The sequence below is a fragment of the Paenibacillus senegalensis JC66 genome (genome assembly GCF_000285515.1).
GTDB lineage: Bacteria > Bacillota > Bacilli > Paenibacillales > NBRC-103111 > Paenibacillus_L > Paenibacillus_L senegalensis.
Map to the genome: position 1 here is coordinate 1 of NZ_HE610961.1, position 14,952 is coordinate 14,952.

Below are 14,952 nucleotides of genomic sequence, written 5' to 3' on the forward strand. Positions count from 1 at the left end.
ACAAAAAAATTTTGTTGCTGGAATGAATAGATATTTTGTTGAATTTAATGTTAGAATTCCCTTATAAATGGAAAATTTCTGAAAGTGATTAGTAAAAATTTAGTGGGGGAAGGTAGGATGCCAGAAAAATGGATGTACTTTTTACTTTATAATTTCTATAATTTAGATAACGATGTTCAAAAAACAGTCTACCTAAACTATAGAAATTTAGTTTACCGTGATATATACTTTCTATTTCGGAACCACGAGTTAGCTGAAGATATTGTGCAAGAGTCCTTTTTAAAAGTAGTTGCTAAAGCTCCGAAATTAAAAAACACTAAAAATATGAAAGCTTGGATTATAAAAATTTCTCGAAATAAGGCCTATGATTTTTTCAAGAAAAACAAAAAATATCATCATTTTTCTGAACCAGATATTATTCTAAATGAGAGGCATGACTTACCTGTATCGGATCAAGTGGAAGATATTATACGGAACGAGCTACTTAATGAGGCCCTTAACAAATTAAGCATTAAATATCGCCAGGCTTTGTTTCTATATTACGTGGAAGAGAAATCTTATAAAGAAATCGCAATAGAACTTGGTACAACTGAACAAGCCTTAGCTCAAACCATGGTTAGAGCTAGAAAAAAACTGTACCAACACTTCTCGAGAAAATGGGTTGATCGTGATGGATAATGATTTTAGGCATGAACACTTAAAGGAACTATTAAAAAACATACATCAAGATACGATTATTCCCGATGGCCTACATTCCTGGCTCAGTGTTAAAACCAAAATAGATAAAATCAATAAACAAAAACGTTTGAACAAACGAATAAAAATAATTAGCACCCTGATTGCCTGCGTTTTCATAATAACTTTTGTTTTTACCTCTATAGATTTGTCCACAGTTCATTCCAAAGTCCCGGGTTTTGTATGGGTTGTGAAAGACGACATCACTGACATCTTTTTTGAAAATCTCGATTCACATTTGCAAGGATACTCTAAGGTTAAATCTTTACCCAAGCCTTCTATTATAGATATTGATTCGTAGACTAAAAAATAATGGGTAGAACAAGCTTAAGGATGTCAAAACGATGAAGAGGAAACACAATATTCTGCTTTTGAATAAACGACAGCGGTAGTAATATCGTTGTGAAAATCTTCCTTTTGCTTGGCATCTTGAATAAACCAAAATAGCAGGAGAACATTATTATGATCATAGACAATCAATGTATGATCGCTTGGAGAATATTTATTTAATCAGCTAAGTCCTTTTTGTTGAGCTGCCTCCGATTCAAAAATATAGACCGATAATTCCTCCATAAAAGGTAGTCTACTAATGGCCTTCCGATTGTGTACCGTAATGGGTTCTACATAGTTTAATGTCCAGTTTTGCGATAGGTTTGAGGAACTCAATTCAAGCGGAAGGGGTTCTAAATGATTTTGGTCAAGACTATCCAGTACTTCATCTAAGGCAAGTAAACATGAGCTGTTGTTAGCCTCTGCTTCCAATGATTGATTTTGGTTGCTATGAACACAGCTTGTTATTAGCAATAAAGTGATTACAAGCATGATTCCCCGCTTTATCATTTTGTTAGCCCCCTCTTCTCTAACCCGCTCTGTTAATCGATTTTGATAAAACCGCAGGAAAAATGGAGTTGGATAATTAAGGCTAATACAGCAATAGATTATCCTTTGGCCCGCTACTGCGAATGAACAAAACAAAAGCAATAAGCTGAATAAGTAGGACAGCGACGGAAAGATTCCCTTGAACAAAAGCTAAGAATGGAGAAAGCATTATAGTCCCATTTAACATCCATCTGTATGTTCCAAGAGCGGGAAGGTCTTTTCTAATCCATAGGGAAAATAACACATAAAAGACCATTCCACTCAGCACGATTCCTAGAGTAAAAGCTGTTAAGGAAACCCTCTCCCATCCCGTGCTTAACTGAAAAAAGTTCATAAAATAGAAAACAATGACCAGCACGATTAAAAAGATGAAACCGATTGGCTTTAGCGGCTGCGTTAATTTATCTATGTAGTTTTCCAGATCAGTAGGCGTATCGTATTTGTTTAGTCCTAATTGTTCTTGGTGCAATCTCTCCAATTCAACATTTATAAACTCCAAAAGAGTGGGCAAAAGCTCTGGGTCAAAGCTTTTGTAAAAATCCCGGCTAATCCTTCGGATATCCTTACTAAAATAAGAACTGGCCTCACCCATTCGGTTCATCAGCTCATTCAGTGCCAGTGAATCATGAGGATGATGAATCACCTTAACTACTTCCAAATGACCGTATACATACAGTTTCTTCTGAATGCCTTCCACTTTATTACTATGGTTACGGTCAATCATAACCTTAAATTCCTTGTACAGCCAAATGGTTAGACTGACTAAAACGGTGACAGCCAGAGACCACACCGGATTCGTTTGAATATAAGTAATAAGTTCATTTAGCATGTTGAAAAAAAGCTCCTTAATGATTAGTGGTTATCATTAAGTATCGGTATATGGCGTGGTGTGAATGAGCTTTGCGTTACGATTATCACCCTATGATAAAAAGAAAAACGCCCGTTGTGGACGCTTCTCCCTCCTCGGTATAACTCTATAAAGATCGACTAACGTCTGCTCCAGTGGAACTGTTACCCTTCACCTGTTTTAGCGTTGCAACGATAAGAAAACTAACAATGACTAATAAGAGCCATGAACTCACCTTTCCTAAATGAACGAGACTCCATGCATCGGCCTGGTTCGGGTATTCCCAAGCTCCAAAGAACGTGGCAATATTTTCGGCTATCCATATGAAAAAACCGATGAGCACAAAAGAGAGTGCAATTGGCATACGGTAACGAATTCCGTTCACCTCATATCTAACCCATGACTTCCAAAAGACGATAATGACGAGCCCGGCTAACCAATAGCGGACGTCAATCCAAAAATGATGGGTAAAAAAATTTAAATAAATCGCAGCGGCAAGAGGGACAACCAGCAAAAACGGCGGCCACTTAACCAGTTCTACCTTTAACCTCCTCCACGCCTGGCACAAATAACTTGCCACACTTGCATACATGAATCCGCTGTACAAAGGGACTCCCCAAATTTTAGAATACCCTTCCTCCGGATAAGACCAGGACCCCATGTGCACCTTAAAAAGCTCAAGCGCCAGCCCAATAAGATGGAATAAGGTGATGACTTTTAATTCGTCCTTTGTTTCAAGCCCAGAGCGTACCATCCACCACTGCATGACAAGACAGATGATGAGCAGCCAGTCATAACGCGGTAAGAAGGGCAGCGGTATGAACTGTGTAATCGCTAAGGAGGCAAATATAACGACAGGAAACAAACAGGATAGGGCTTGCTCCCAACCAAAATGAACGAGTTGTTTGAATGGCCTCACGATTGTGCCTCCATTATTCATCATGGGGGTTTTCATCACTCCGGTATTCCAAAAGATCTCCAGGTTGACATTCTAAAGCTTTGCAAATCGCTTCCAAAGTGGATAGCCGAATAGCTTTGGCCTTTCCATTCTTCAATATAGAGAGATTGGCCATTGTGATTCCAACCCGCTCGGAGAGTTCTGTTACGCTCATCTTCCTTTTTGCCAGCATCACGTCAATGTTGATTATAATTGCCATGGTTTCACCTCAGACCGTTAAATCATTTTCAGATTTGATATCAATCGCTTGTTGTAAAAGTCTTTGAAGAACGGCCGCGAATACTGCGATTACTAAGGAAGCAAAGATAGGCACCATTCCCATAAATATAAGACCCGGGGCATCATCCCGATCTGCTAAAAAATAAACAAATGGCAGTACAACCAGATACAAACCGCTGATGATCATTGCGCAATATTTGATATTTTTTAGCGCTTTAACCGACAGTTCAGAGAAAGCTTGGTTTTTGTCAATATAACTTAAAAGCTTAAAAGCCTGATACAATGCTACGAAAAACGGCACCACGGTTACATACACCCCTATAAAAATAGGATATAGGATATGGTCATAATCCGGATTTAACGGATGGTTGGGCAGCCATGTTAATCCAAATACACACAAAGCAAGAACAGGAATACCCATAAGAAAAACCGCTATTTTCAAAAAAAGTGTAGAACCTCGATTCATAAAAAGCACCTCTCTTAAATTTGTTGGCTAATTGATTATAACATAAATTTATCGTTTATCGATAAATTTTTATTTATTTACATATTATTATTATTGAATAGGAATACACTTGCACTTCGCCATAAAAAACACTCCAAATCTAGGTATCCCCTTAACGATTGGAGTGTTTTGTATTTCAATTTCTTATAGACAAACTATGCTGTTGATGATAATTGCCGGGTTCGGGGGCCATTCTTCCTCCATGGCGGTAGCCTCCACAGTATCACCCGTTGTTGGACGGACACAAAAGGATGGTTACGAATAAAACAAATAGCCAGCCAGTGCGGCACAGACAGCAAATAGTCCAACTCTTGTCACGATTGTAGGCTGACCAGGTTATTGCGTTCAAACTTCGGAAGTGCTAAAATAAGTGTACAATCAAGTATTCAGTTTTCTATTCAGTTGTATGAAGACTTATGTTTCAGCCATATACTAAAGAAGAGCCTTCGCCGCTGCAACGGCAAAGACTCTCCAGGACTCGAAAGGCTGTGGATCACCACGGCGTGCATTGTTTAAAATAGCAACAGATGCAAAAACCCACCGTTAGGAGCCAACCTTACGCGGTGGGTTTTTGCTTGCGTTTGCGAAACTTACGTTTCAGCCAACGATACAGCTTACGGAAACCAAGCACCAAGCTTAGTACCGCAGCGATCCATCGGAGTACGTCGAGCCACGCTACAAGTACGGCCATCGGCGTCACCCCCTCTCAAGGCAGCTACGCCGTGACCCAAAAACATCCACCACTTTCATAGTCCTAGTAAAGAGTATATCACGTTCCCGGCTCTAGCAAATAGATTTTTTCATAGAATCGGAACGCGTAAGCTGCCGTTATCCAAAATTTTCATTTGTTTTCAGATTCAAATAGCCTCCAGCTGTTTGACTTTTCCCATAATATATAGATATACTATTAGTACGCTTAATTTCCGGTGCTCTCATCGGAAAGCGGGGGAACCACATGCAACAGGGGCGAATCGTTGTTCAATGAACCGTAGGGAACCATCTTTCCCGAGTCCGTCAGCTAACCTCGTAAGCAGTAGATGGGGCAATTATTGTTTATACTGAATGTTTATGGCCCCTATTCCCGGGGTCTTTTTGTTTGTTTATGAAGCCCCGGCCTGCACCTGGGCTTTTTTTAGCGTCTACTGCTGGAGTAGTACCATCGCTGCTGTATCTGCTCGTGCAAGCATCAGGCTTTATCTTACATACGGTACAGGTATACGGCACTGGTAAAACGGTACTCGAATCTTGGTTCTCGACCGGGCTGGCAACACCCAACCTAGCATGTTCGCCTGCAGCGATATTAACGCAGGAGGAATGCATATGGCTCAGCCAAAGTACATTACGGATATTGACAAAATTAAAGAAATATCCGAGGAAGAACGCAAACGGCTTAAGCAAATTACAGAGAAGTTCGTTTTCCGTGTGAATGACTACTATTTGAATCTCATTGATTGGCAAGATCCTCATGATCCGATCCGCAAGCTGGTCATTCCCAATGACAACGAGCTCGAAGAGTATGGGCGCTGGGATGCTTCTGACGAGGACACGAATTATGTCGTCCCCGGCTGCCAGCATAAGTATCGGACTACCGCGCTGCTCATCGTCTCCGAAGTATGCGGTGCCTATTGCCGTTACTGTTTCCGCAAGCGTCTGTTCCGCAACGACGTGAAAGAGGCGGTACTCAATGTCCAGCCGGGCCTCGAGTATATCGCCGCCCACCCCGAGATCAACAACGTACTTCTAACAGGCGGAGATAGCCTGCTGCTGGGAACGCCGAAGCTTCGCAGCATTCTGGAAGAGCTGCGCAGCATCCCGCACGTCAAAATTATCCGTCTTGGTTCCAAAATGCCTGTCTTTAACCCGATGCGCATCTATGAGGATGAAGCTTTGCTGGAGCTAATCCAAACGTTCTCCACAGCGGAGCAGCGCATCTATGTCATGGCCCATATCAATCATCCGCGTGAAATTACGCCTGAAGCCAAGCGTGGATTTGAAGCCTTGCACAAAGCGGGGGCGATCGTCGTCAACCAAACGCCTGTATTGCGTGGAATCAATGATGATCCGGTCGTGCTGGGCGAGCTGCTCGACAAGCTGTCCTGGGCTGGCGTAACGCCATACTATTTCTTCGTGAATCGCCCTGTAGCCGGCAATTCCGATTTTGTCCTGCCGCTGGAGCGTGTATACCGAATTGTCGAGGAAGCCAAGGCGCGTACATCCGGGCTAGGCAAGCGGGTACGGCTGTCGATGAGCCATACTTCCGGCAAGATCGAGATTTTGGCTATCGACAACGGAAAAGCCTATTTGAAATACCATCAATCCCGCGACGACGAATATGGCAAGTTTATGGTGCTCGACTGTCCGCCTGATGCAGCATGGTTCGACGATTTACCTGGCAATGAACAGTATTGGACTCCTCCTAGTAAAAAGAGTGATCAAATTACCTCGGTCAATTCCCTTCCCGATATGCCTGTCAAGAAAGTGCGGACACAGCGTCTCCGTAAAGAAACGACTGTTTCAACTGCAAAGTAACGCTAGAGTACAAGAGTACTGCCAGTAAAAACAGTATGCGGGTTGCGTCCTCACTGGGCGCCACCCGCATATTCAATCCTATGTTAGTCCTGCTCACTGTCCCTCTGCTGGTCTGTCGCTTGCATAGTCTTATTCCATCTGAGCAATAACTATACACGGCAACAATCAATACTCACATACTTCCAGGCAGTTTCCATCAAGGTCATAAAAGGCAAAGTACTTGGCTCCGTACTCTTTTACCTCCTCTACTCTAACCCCGTTTTCTTTTAAATAGCTATGAGCCTCTTCCGCATTGGATACATAGAAGTTGAATGCGCTTCGCCGCGGCTCAAAATAGGTCTGCTCATCGGTGAGGAATAAGGTAATGGACGTATCGCCAAATTTTATACACTGGTATTCACCCTCATCCCCACTCCAGTCAGTAGTTCCACCTAACACTTGAACATACCAGTCAGTTGCTTTTTTAATATCACGGGTCGGGACAAAAACGGTATCGATCCGTTGAAACAAGGTCGTCATTTGTTAGAAATCTCCTTTCTTTTTGGGGATTGAAATTAAGAGGATTCCAATAAAGGTTATTTACTAGGCTGTCGATATAACAAGTTAGGCAGCATCGTAAGGTTGGGGCAATTGCAGCCTGCTCGTAGTACGCCCGTAGGAAAAAGAAAAGCAGCCATATTCGCTCGCTTTTCGGTAAAAGCCAGTAAGGACCGAAGCCTCTTATAAAATAGATTAACTAATCTTCATATTTTTATCAGCAAGTGTTTGGCCTTTTCAAGCTGCCCATCATTCTTAATATAAAGCACCTACATGAATGCGACAGCTCCGAAAACCAGGCCTTACTATACCTGTTTTTGCAAGCGCTTTAGTGCTAACCCCAAAATCTGAGGGTTTAAAAACTCGTTTTTCCTGGCCAGGAAATCTTGAAGATAAGAATGGTTAGATATGATTGCATTGCCTACTACCTCGGCCCGCATCCCTTTAAAAATGCTCCACGCTTCCTCTCACAGGAGCATTTTCCGGTTCGTACACAGCTTTTAACAAATATTCACGAAATTGATCGGTATATTTGCCAAGATCTTGAAGCAATCCGGCTAGCCCTGCCAGATGTTTGACATTAATACCCTCCCCATAATTCTCTGCTAATTTCTTAACCCCCAGCAGATGTTCTTTGACCGATTGATTCACCTTGTCCTCTTCGCGAATATGAGCAATATACTCCACTTATATCCCCCAATCTTTTCGGATTATTTTAGCATATTAGATAAGTTTAGGTATATTATGCCATATAGCTTTGACAAAAGGTTGTCTCGAATGTTTAATCGTTAGGAAAATTTACAAAAAAATAGAACAGCCTTCGTTCAGAACTTTACAAAGCGTATACCGGCGGCCTATTTCAATCCACAGACAGAGTAGGACTGCTTATCAGCCAAGAGAGCATGCGCTCGCATTTCAATCCACGCACTCATATAGAGTGCGACTCGGTTATGACCAAGAATTCTTCTACAGGATGGAAGAACTATTTCTTTGGAAGAAACCAAAAAAGGAGTGTTCCATTATTAATTTGCACTGTGAAAAATTATATTTGGAAAAAACCAACTTGCATAGGTTTTGTTTCCATAAAGAGATGTAGCTTAGGGACCAACTATTATGATAAATAGCATTAGGAACTTTTCTTAGAAAGGTAACTTCTTTTTAAGGCAAGAGACTGTTTTGGTAACTTCGCATGCAGGTGATCGTTGGTTAGAAAGAGGAGGCGCTTAAAGTTCCAGAACATGACGACAATGCCTGTACAATATATAACTGCAACAGCCAGCTTAGCCGTTGCCAGCTTGCTCCTTCCGAATCGGCTACTTAACAATAACTGGTCCATTCCGCTGGCATACTCGCGGCTAAAGCTGCCGGAAAGTCCTACAGTGGTAAGTATAGCAACAAAGAAATAACCGATTTCATTCATGAATGGGTATTGGTATTTATTTCCTTTACATTAATGTTAATTATTGGTAAAGTTTTACTAGTCAGAAAAAAAGGAGGGCAGTAAATCATTAATTAAAATGCAGCCTATATGCAAGGTGTTGGAATAGCGATTGCCACGACATTATTTGGTGCCTTAGGTGTATTTGGTATTATTAGTGCTGGTGCAGTAGTTGCTTTAGTTGGAATTGTAACCGTTGGAGTCCTTACTACGTACCAAATCATTCGAAATGAGGATGGATCAGTAACCTTTGACATGTTTGTTCCAAATCTCAGCAACCTCACATGCTTAACTGCCAGCGTTTATCTAGGTCAAGCAAGAAACCTTGGTACATTCAGAACCTTTTTTTGGCCATCTTCAGGACCCACTATGTGCTTCTAGTAAATAAATAACAACTAAGAATTGAGTGAGGTGGAATAATGGGGTTCAATAAGAAACCTCGTTGGGCAATAGCAATACCTGTTTTAATATTTTTTGTTACTATTATGCTCAGCATTTTTTGGTTATCTAATTTTTTCGAAGGTCTAGGACTTTCCAATAAAAATACTTATTATATAAACATTACAGTAATTGTAACTTTTCTAATTGGCTATTACTCTGGAATATTACAGTCTAAACTCAAGTAAAAATCTATTTATCTAGTTCCAGCTCGGCCTATTCAGGCTAAGCTGGGACTTACTCCTTACCTTTAAAAGAGCCTGTTCAAAAAGCTCATAAAATTGGACATAAAACAAAAACGCACCTTAGCGAGAAATGGTAAAATGGAGGTAACCCGACCATCCAAAAACCATAAACGCGAGGGGCATTTTCATGGATTTACAGCTTGAGCTGCTATCCTACCACTACTATAACACACTCGCTTTAATGCGGAACTGATTGATTATATCGATTAACGTGGGTGTAACGTAGATCACCTTAAATTAAACCGGAGGCCAATACAAAGATGGTCAACCCGTGAGTTAGCGTTGAAGCGACAATACCGTATTTCATCCGCACTACTCCACAAACAATTCCTTCGTACACTGTAAACAGCAAAACCGCAATTCCCAAGTCCGTAACCGTCGATGCCAAGAATATATGTCCGGCACCAAACAGCAATCCCGACAAAATGGCCGCTCTCCAGGCCGTTGTTAATTTGGCTAAGTATCCCTGCACATACCCTCTAAACAGGACTTCCTCCATAAAGTTCCCCAGCAAGGCCATGCACAGCAAAGGAAGAAGCAGATTGGTTGGAACGATTCCTCCGCGCTCCCCGATAGGAACGAACAAATACATAACAAAAAACGGAGCTAAAACGACCAACGCGCCTGCCAAACCTACAGCAACAGATACCGGTTTGTTCGGGCCGATCCATAGCAAGTAAGAATTAAATCTGCGGTTGAAACGCAGGATAACAGCCGTTAACACAAGCGATACTGCCCCAAGTGTGAGGAGTAAAGGACCATTTTCAATAAAACGAACCCAGACCGTCCCGCCAGAAGTCCCAAATTGCCAAAATCCGAGCGGTGTCATGACATCCCGGACGAGAATGAAGCCAAAAATAAGCAAGAAAATCCGGAAAGCCACCGATTTATGAGGCAAAAGAAAATAGCAAAGAGCGATAAGTAGCAAACCGGGTGTGACCCTGAGCGAATACTCCATTAATAATTCCATTACAGTAGATCCCCTTCCATTCCATGAACGGCTGATGTCGATCCCGGCTTCAAAGATCTCATGATGTGATCTACCATTAGTTTTTTATATTTGTCGATTTCTTGTTGCGGCATGCGGACACTTGCTCCATCATGAAGCAAATGCGGATGCTGCAGCATCGGAAAAAAACAGAAAATCTGTGCAGTGGTGAGAGAAAGGAATAACCGGGGATGAAGATCAGCATAAAATATCCCCTGCTGCATACCTTCCACAATAGCACCAACCAGGAAGTAGTGGATCCCGTCCTCCACTTCATCTGCTATCCGGTTCAAGGATTCCCAGCCGGAGACCATCTCCCACATCATTAAGGAAATATAGCTTGGGTGATGCTGGCAGTAATCCAGATAAGCATGAATTGCGTTTTTGATTTTTTGCTCCGGCGTGCCCTCTGGCGGCAATGAAATGCTGAGGTACATATGCTTCATTTGCGTGATCAGCACTTTCTCGTAAAGCCCCTGTTTATCGCCAAAATAATGATAAATCATCCGTTTGTTAACGCCGCTTTCTTCCGCAATCTCGTCTATACGGGCGCCTGCAAAGCCACCCCCGGCAAACTTGACTGTAGCCGCGCTTAAAATCTTTTCCTGTGTTTGCTGTGCATTTCGCTTCATCGCTTCCTCCAAACTTATAAAATCACTGGCTAGATTGCTTAGTGAATGGGCCAGCATTGCTCATAATTCATTAAGTAACTAACTAGTTATTTAATTGTAGTTTTCTGCAGGCTCCTTGTCAATTTTTATTTAATAGGTTTAATGATTTCTCATTCAAACACCAGTTTTTCTCCCTTCTCAGCACCTAATTTGTATGTTTGTTCATACAAATTAGGTCGGTGGAGACAATAAGCTTTGGGCCCTGCACGATTCTTCACAAACATCTTCTTTTCCACCCAAAAAAGCAAACCAAAAATGGTAAAATATTACTATTGACTGATAGAGAAACTTTTGACTTAAACCTCAAACTATTTATTGACTAACCTTGCAGGTACCTATATAATTAACCTAAATCCAACACAAACACTCGGATTTAAACTTTAGACAGATAGAAGGGGATTATTATGAAGAAAGGTTATTTTGCGCTTATTTCGTTATTAATTTTTAGCTTGTTCTTGGCCGCTTGCTCGAACTCGGGTTCCGGCACTGGTTCGGATGACTCCAAAGTACTTCGCGCCGGCGCTACAGGGCAATCCTATCCCAATAGTTATAAAGAAGGCGATAAGCTGGTCGGTTTCGATGTTGAAGTTATTGAGCATGTTGCCGCCAACCTGGGCTATACCGTAGAATGGACAAATACCGACTTCAGCGGTTTGATGGGAAGTCTCGAGACCGGCAAGATCGATACGATCGCCAATGCTGTGGCTGTTACCCCGGAGCGCGCGGAAAAGTTTGATTTTAGCGCCCCCTATTCCTATGCTGGCGTTACCATTGTTACTCATGAAGACAACACGGACATCAACACCCTTGACGACTTGAAAGGCAAGACCGTAGCCGGTGTGCTCGGCTCACAAAACGTGAAAAACTTGCAAACCTTTGATAAAAACGGAGAAATCAATCTCCGCACTTATGAAACCCGTGATGGCGCGCAAAACGATGCGTTGAACAAAAGGGTCGACGGTTACGTGAATTCCAAAGCTTCTCTGCTTGCTGAAATACAGAAAAATAACTTGCCGCTCAAATTCGTCGGCGATCCATTCCATTATGAAGATGTAGCCTTTCCTTTTGTCAGAAACGAACAGAATGCCGAGCTGATCGAGCAAATTAACAACGAATTGCAGAAGCTAAGAGAGGATGGAACGTTAAAGCAGCTTTCCGAGAAATATTTCGGTGAAGATATTACAATCAAAGCGGAGTAAGGTTACTGCGAATTCGGGAGAGAGCGATCAATAAATGAATTTTAATCCATCGTATATGCTGGAACTGATACCGACCATTGCCAAATACATTCCAATAACGCTGCTGATGGCGATCACGGCTATGATAATTGCGGTAGCATTCGGACTCGTTCTGGCTCTAATGCGCAACAGCCAGAACTGGGCACTCCGTTCCTCTGCTGCTGTCTATATCTCGTTTTTCCGGGCCATTCCTATGCTTGTGCAGCTATTCTTGATCTATTACGGGCTGCCGCAGCTGTTTCCCGCTTTTACCGCAATGGATGCTCTCACGGCAGCCATTATCGGTTTTGGGTTCAAGCAGGCGGCCTTCCTGGGAGAAATCTTCCGTGCGGCGTTCACATCGGTGGACAGAGGCCAGATGGAGGCATGTCTTACCGGCGGCATGACGAAGGTGCAGGCATATCGCCGCATCATTTTGCCGCAAGCGGCACGCAATGCTTTGCCTGCAACCGGCAATATTTTTATCAGCTTGATTAAAGAAACCTCGCTTGCTTTTACATTAGGAGTTGTAGAAATTTTCGCCGAGGCCAAAATGCAGGCGTCCGAGTCGTTCCGTTTCTTCGAGGCGTATTTGGCTGTAGCCCTTGTTTACTGGGGACTAATTATTATTTATTCGTACTTGCAGGAAAAGCTGGAAAAATATTTAGATCGTCCATATCGGACTTAAAGGTAGATGGGCTATGATTAAAGTAACGAATCTTAGGAAAAGCTTCAATGACCTGGTCGTGCTTGACGGGATTAATTTTGAAGTCAAGGACCGGGAAGTGATGTCGATCATCGGTCCATCCGGCTCCGGCAAATCGACACTTATCCGCTGCTTGAACTTCTTGGAGAAGCCGGATACGGCCACCATCGAGATTGGAAATGTGAAGCTGAACGCCGAACGCTGCACCCGCAAGGAAATTCGAGATTTGCGGGCGCAGACGGCCATGGTGTTTCAGAACTATAATCTGTATAAAAACAAAACCGCCTTGCAAAATGTAACGGAATCGTTAATCGTCGTGAAAAAGATGCCCAAAAAGGAAGCAGAAGAGTTCGGGATGGAACTGCTGCGCAAAGTTGGACTAGAAGATAAAAGAGATAACTACCCGGTCACGCTTTCCGGCGGTCAACAGCAGCGGGTCAGCATCGCCCGCGCACTTGCGCTAAGGCCGCATGCTGTATTGTTCGACGAGCCTACTTCCTCGCTTGATCCGGAGCTGGTAGGAGAAGTTCTGCAGGTCATCAAATCCATCGCCGAAATGGATACTACGATGATTATCGTAACCCACGAAATGGATTTTGCCCGCGAGGTGTCCGATCATGTTATTTTTATGGCGGACGGCAATATTGTGGAGCAAGGCCCTCCCGGGGAGTTCTTTAACAACCCCCAACACGATCGAACCAAACAGTTTCTTAAAAACTACCGCTAACCTTGCCGATCTTTGGCCTGCATGAGGTTACGCTGAAAAAGCCGGACTGCTGTACAGTCCGGTTTTTTCCTTGTTCCTATTTTGATAGCACGGACATTGCAGTGTTCCATTCCCTTTCAAAAACGAGATAGCGCAAAGGGACGCAGATCAAATTCGCTACGGCCGCTGGTCAGCAAATCGGCGGCGATCTCACCTACAACGCTGGAAAATTTAAATCCATGACCGGAAAAACCTGCGGCCAAGAGGACGTTAGCATATTCAGGATGACGGTCGATAATGAAATGCTCATCGGGCGTCATCTCGTATTTACAGACGGATCCCCGCTGCAGCTGCCCGGCGGCTTGGGGCATATAGCTTTCCAGCACATTGCGCAAATCGCGCTCATCTTCATGATAACTGCCGAATGACTCCCAGGGCTCGCCAGGGCTCCACTCCTTGCCTCCGTCATGCCTGCCGATTTTCAAACCAGTGCCGTCAAGATCAGGAAATCCGTAATATCCTCCTTCACTTCCATGCAGGGTAAAACCGGGAAAGCGAGTAGCCGCATATAAAGACCGCTCCGCCCGGAACCAGCCAACCGCTTTGCGCACTGGACGGACAGGCAAGGAAATAAAAGGCTTTAAAGCCGCAAACCAGGCCCCGACGCTTAGCAGCACTTTTTCCGCATAGTAAGTCTTCTCATTTGTAGTTACAGCAACATGATCACCGCCAGCTGCGATTCGCACAACTTGGGTACGGGTCAGAAGCTCAGCTCCAGCGGCCATCGCCGCTCTACGATAGGCGGCAATGCATCGCTCACTGAACAAGTAGCCGGCACCAGGCTCATACATACCTACAAAATGCTCGGGCAGCGACCAGCCCGGCCACCTTTTGCCGATCTCCGCCGCATCCAGCATCTCCACGGAAACGCCAAACGCACGAGCATCCTCGGGACGGCTGCCGAACGAATAATAGTCCGGGTCAGCAACGTTCAGCACGCCGGAAGAAACAAGAAGCTGGGTATCGGCTATTTGCTCCAATTGCTTCCACAATTCATGGGAACGCAGAGCCAACGGGATATACGCAGCTCCCCCTTTGTAGGCGTGCCGAATCAAACGGGTATCGCCGTGATGGCTCCCCTCCTGGTGCGGAGGATCGGAAGCGTCAATCATCAATGTGGCCGCTCCTTTTTGGGCCAGATGGTAACCCGCGCTCATCCCCATCGACCCTGCGCCAATGATTATCACATCATATCCTTGCCTCGTCATCCAACTTTTCACTCCTCACAGGTAACGGTATGCCGGCGAATCTATCAGAGCCTCAAAATTTCATTA

The 14,952-nt window shown here is 43.6% G+C and carries 14 protein-coding genes, 1 pseudogene and 1 riboswitch; of the genes and pseudogenes, 5 read left to right on the forward strand and 10 right to left on the reverse strand.

The window, feature by feature from the left end:
• Positions 1 to 117: 117 nt before the first annotated feature.
• Complete coding sequence (locus tag PSHG_RS18490) at positions 118 to 678, forward strand: RNA polymerase sigma factor (protein ID WP_010276005.1); 561 nt, start codon at positions 118 to 120, stop codon at positions 676 to 678.
• Positions 679 to 1,245: 567 nt separating this feature from the next.
• Here PSHG_RS18490 and PSHG_RS18500 read toward each other — a convergent pair.
• The 5 genes from PSHG_RS18500 to PSHG_RS18520 all read right to left on the reverse strand — a co-directional run bounded on the left by PSHG_RS18500 (position 1,246) and on the right by PSHG_RS18520 (position 4,104).
• Positions 1,246 to 1,575 carry a hypothetical protein gene (locus tag PSHG_RS18500; protein ID WP_010276013.1) on the reverse strand — a complete coding sequence of 110 codons (330 nt, stop codon included), beginning with the start codon at positions 1,573 to 1,575 and terminating at the stop codon, positions 1,246 to 1,248.
• Positions 1,576 to 1,657: 82 nt separating this feature from the next.
• Positions 1,658 to 2,443, reverse strand: a complete 786-nt coding sequence (locus PSHG_RS18505) for a hypothetical protein (RefSeq protein ID WP_010276017.1) — start codon at positions 2,441 to 2,443, stop codon at positions 1,658 to 1,660.
• Between the two features lie 145 nt (positions 2,444 to 2,588).
• Positions 2,589 to 3,380: a DUF817 domain-containing protein gene (locus PSHG_RS18510; protein ID WP_010276021.1), complete on the reverse strand. Its 792-nt coding sequence runs from the start codon at positions 3,378 to 3,380 to the stop codon at positions 2,589 to 2,591.
• Positions 3,381 to 3,393: 13 nt separating this feature from the next.
• Positions 3,394 to 3,618 (reverse strand): helix-turn-helix domain-containing protein, encoded by a 225-nt coding sequence (locus tag PSHG_RS18515; RefSeq protein WP_010276024.1) that lies wholly within the window; start codon positions 3,616 to 3,618, stop codon positions 3,394 to 3,396.
• A 9-nt stretch (positions 3,619 to 3,627) separates the two neighbouring features.
• Positions 3,628 to 4,104, reverse strand: a complete 477-nt coding sequence (locus tag PSHG_RS18520) for a DUF2975 domain-containing protein (RefSeq protein WP_010276027.1) — start codon at positions 4,102 to 4,104, stop codon at positions 3,628 to 3,630.
• Positions 4,105 to 5,046: 942 nt separating this feature from the next.
• Positions 5,047 to 5,191, forward strand: a riboswitch (cyclic di-AMP (ydaO/yuaA leader).
• 272 nt (positions 5,192 to 5,463) lie between these two features.
• On the opposite strand from PSHG_RS18520, the gene PSHG_RS18530 reads away from it, so the two are divergent.
• The gene (locus PSHG_RS18530; RefSeq protein WP_010276030.1) at positions 5,464 to 6,672 is read left to right on the forward strand and encodes a KamA family radical SAM protein; all 1,209 of its coding nucleotides are present in this window, start codon (positions 5,464 to 5,466) and stop codon (positions 6,670 to 6,672) included.
• Between the two features lie 165 nt (positions 6,673 to 6,837).
• Here PSHG_RS18530 and PSHG_RS18535 read toward each other — a convergent pair whose 3' ends face one another.
• The 4 genes and pseudogenes from PSHG_RS18535 to PSHG_RS18565 all read right to left on the reverse strand — a co-directional run bounded on the left by PSHG_RS18535 (position 6,838) and on the right by PSHG_RS18565 (position 10,950).
• Entirely contained in the window at positions 6,838 to 7,191 is a 354-nt protein-coding gene (locus PSHG_RS18535; protein WP_010276034.1) for a VOC family protein, read from the reverse strand.
• A 395-nt stretch (positions 7,192 to 7,586) separates the two neighbouring features.
• Positions 7,587 to 7,896, reverse strand: a pseudogene (locus tag PSHG_RS18540) (CRISPR-associated helicase/endonuclease Cas3); the annotation flags it as partial.
• 1,666 nt (positions 7,897 to 9,562) lie between these two features.
• Positions 9,563 to 10,300: a CPBP family intramembrane glutamic endopeptidase gene (locus tag PSHG_RS18560; RefSeq protein WP_010276049.1), complete on the reverse strand. Its 738-nt coding sequence runs from the start codon at positions 10,298 to 10,300 to the stop codon at positions 9,563 to 9,565.
• Positions 10,300 to 10,950: a TetR/AcrR family transcriptional regulator gene (locus PSHG_RS18565; RefSeq protein ID WP_010276052.1), complete on the reverse strand. Its 651-nt coding sequence runs from the start codon at positions 10,948 to 10,950 to the stop codon at positions 10,300 to 10,302. The genes PSHG_RS18560 and PSHG_RS18565 overlap by 1 nt, the downstream gene beginning before the upstream one ends.
• A 443-nt stretch (positions 10,951 to 11,393) precedes the next feature.
• On the opposite strand from PSHG_RS18565, the gene PSHG_RS18570 reads away from it, so the two are divergent.
• Genes PSHG_RS18570 through PSHG_RS18580 form a run of 3 tightly spaced genes read left to right on the forward strand, consistent with a single transcriptional unit; the run spans position 11,394 to position 13,639 of the window.
• Positions 11,394 to 12,188 carry an amino acid ABC transporter substrate-binding protein gene (locus PSHG_RS18570; RefSeq protein WP_010276057.1) on the forward strand — a complete coding sequence of 265 codons (795 nt, stop codon included), beginning with the start codon at positions 11,394 to 11,396 and terminating at the stop codon, positions 12,186 to 12,188.
• 34 nt (positions 12,189 to 12,222) lie between these two features.
• Positions 12,223 to 12,894, forward strand: coding sequence for an amino acid ABC transporter permease (locus PSHG_RS18575; RefSeq protein ID WP_010276061.1), 672 nt, complete (start codon positions 12,223 to 12,225; stop codon positions 12,892 to 12,894).
• A gap of 13 nt (positions 12,895 to 12,907) precedes the next feature.
• Complete coding sequence (locus PSHG_RS18580; RefSeq protein WP_010276066.1) at positions 12,908 to 13,639, forward strand: amino acid ABC transporter ATP-binding protein; 732 nt, start codon at positions 12,908 to 12,910, stop codon at positions 13,637 to 13,639.
• A gap of 116 nt (positions 13,640 to 13,755) precedes the next feature.
• Here PSHG_RS18580 and solA read toward each other — a convergent pair whose 3' ends face one another.
• Positions 13,756 to 14,886 carry an N-methyl-L-tryptophan oxidase gene (gene solA / locus PSHG_RS18585; RefSeq protein ID WP_010276069.1) on the reverse strand — a complete coding sequence of 377 codons (1,131 nt, stop codon included), beginning with the start codon at positions 14,884 to 14,886 and terminating at the stop codon, positions 13,756 to 13,758.
• Positions 14,887 to 14,952: the final 66 nt, after the last annotated feature.

Coding starts and splice junctions, on each gene's coding strand:
- PSHG_RS18490 (WP_010276005.1), top strand. CDS start 118: ATGCCAGAAAAATGGATGTACTTTTTACTTTATAATTTCTATAATTTA.
- PSHG_RS18500 (WP_010276013.1), bottom strand. CDS start 1,575: ATGATAAAGCGGGGAATCATGCTTGTAATCACTTTATTGCTAATAACA.
- PSHG_RS18505 (WP_010276017.1), bottom strand. CDS start 2,443: ATGCTAAATGAACTTATTACTTATATTCAAACGAATCCGGTGTGGTCT.
- PSHG_RS18515 (WP_010276024.1), bottom strand. CDS start 3,618: ATGGCAATTATAATCAACATTGACGTGATGCTGGCAAAAAGGAAGATG.
- PSHG_RS18520 (WP_010276027.1), bottom strand. CDS start 4,104: ATGAATCGAGGTTCTACACTTTTTTTGAAAATAGCGGTTTTTCTTATG.
- PSHG_RS18530 (WP_010276030.1), top strand. CDS start 5,464: ATGGCTCAGCCAAAGTACATTACGGATATTGACAAAATTAAAGAAATA.
- PSHG_RS18535 (WP_010276034.1), bottom strand. CDS start 7,191: ATGACGACCTTGTTTCAACGGATCGATACCGTTTTTGTCCCGACCCGT.
- PSHG_RS18560 (WP_010276049.1), bottom strand. CDS start 10,300: ATGGAATTATTAATGGAGTATTCGCTCAGGGTCACACCCGGTTTGCTA.
- PSHG_RS18565 (WP_010276052.1), bottom strand. CDS start 10,950: ATGAAGCGAAATGCACAGCAAACACAGGAAAAGATTTTAAGCGCGGCT.
- PSHG_RS18570 (WP_010276057.1), top strand. CDS start 11,394: ATGAAGAAAGGTTATTTTGCGCTTATTTCGTTATTAATTTTTAGCTTG.
- PSHG_RS18575 (WP_010276061.1), top strand. CDS start 12,223: ATGAATTTTAATCCATCGTATATGCTGGAACTGATACCGACCATTGCC.
- PSHG_RS18580 (WP_010276066.1), top strand. CDS start 12,908: ATGATTAAAGTAACGAATCTTAGGAAAAGCTTCAATGACCTGGTCGTG.
- solA (WP_010276069.1), bottom strand. CDS start 14,886: ATGACGAGGCAAGGATATGATGTGATAATCATTGGCGCAGGGTCGATG.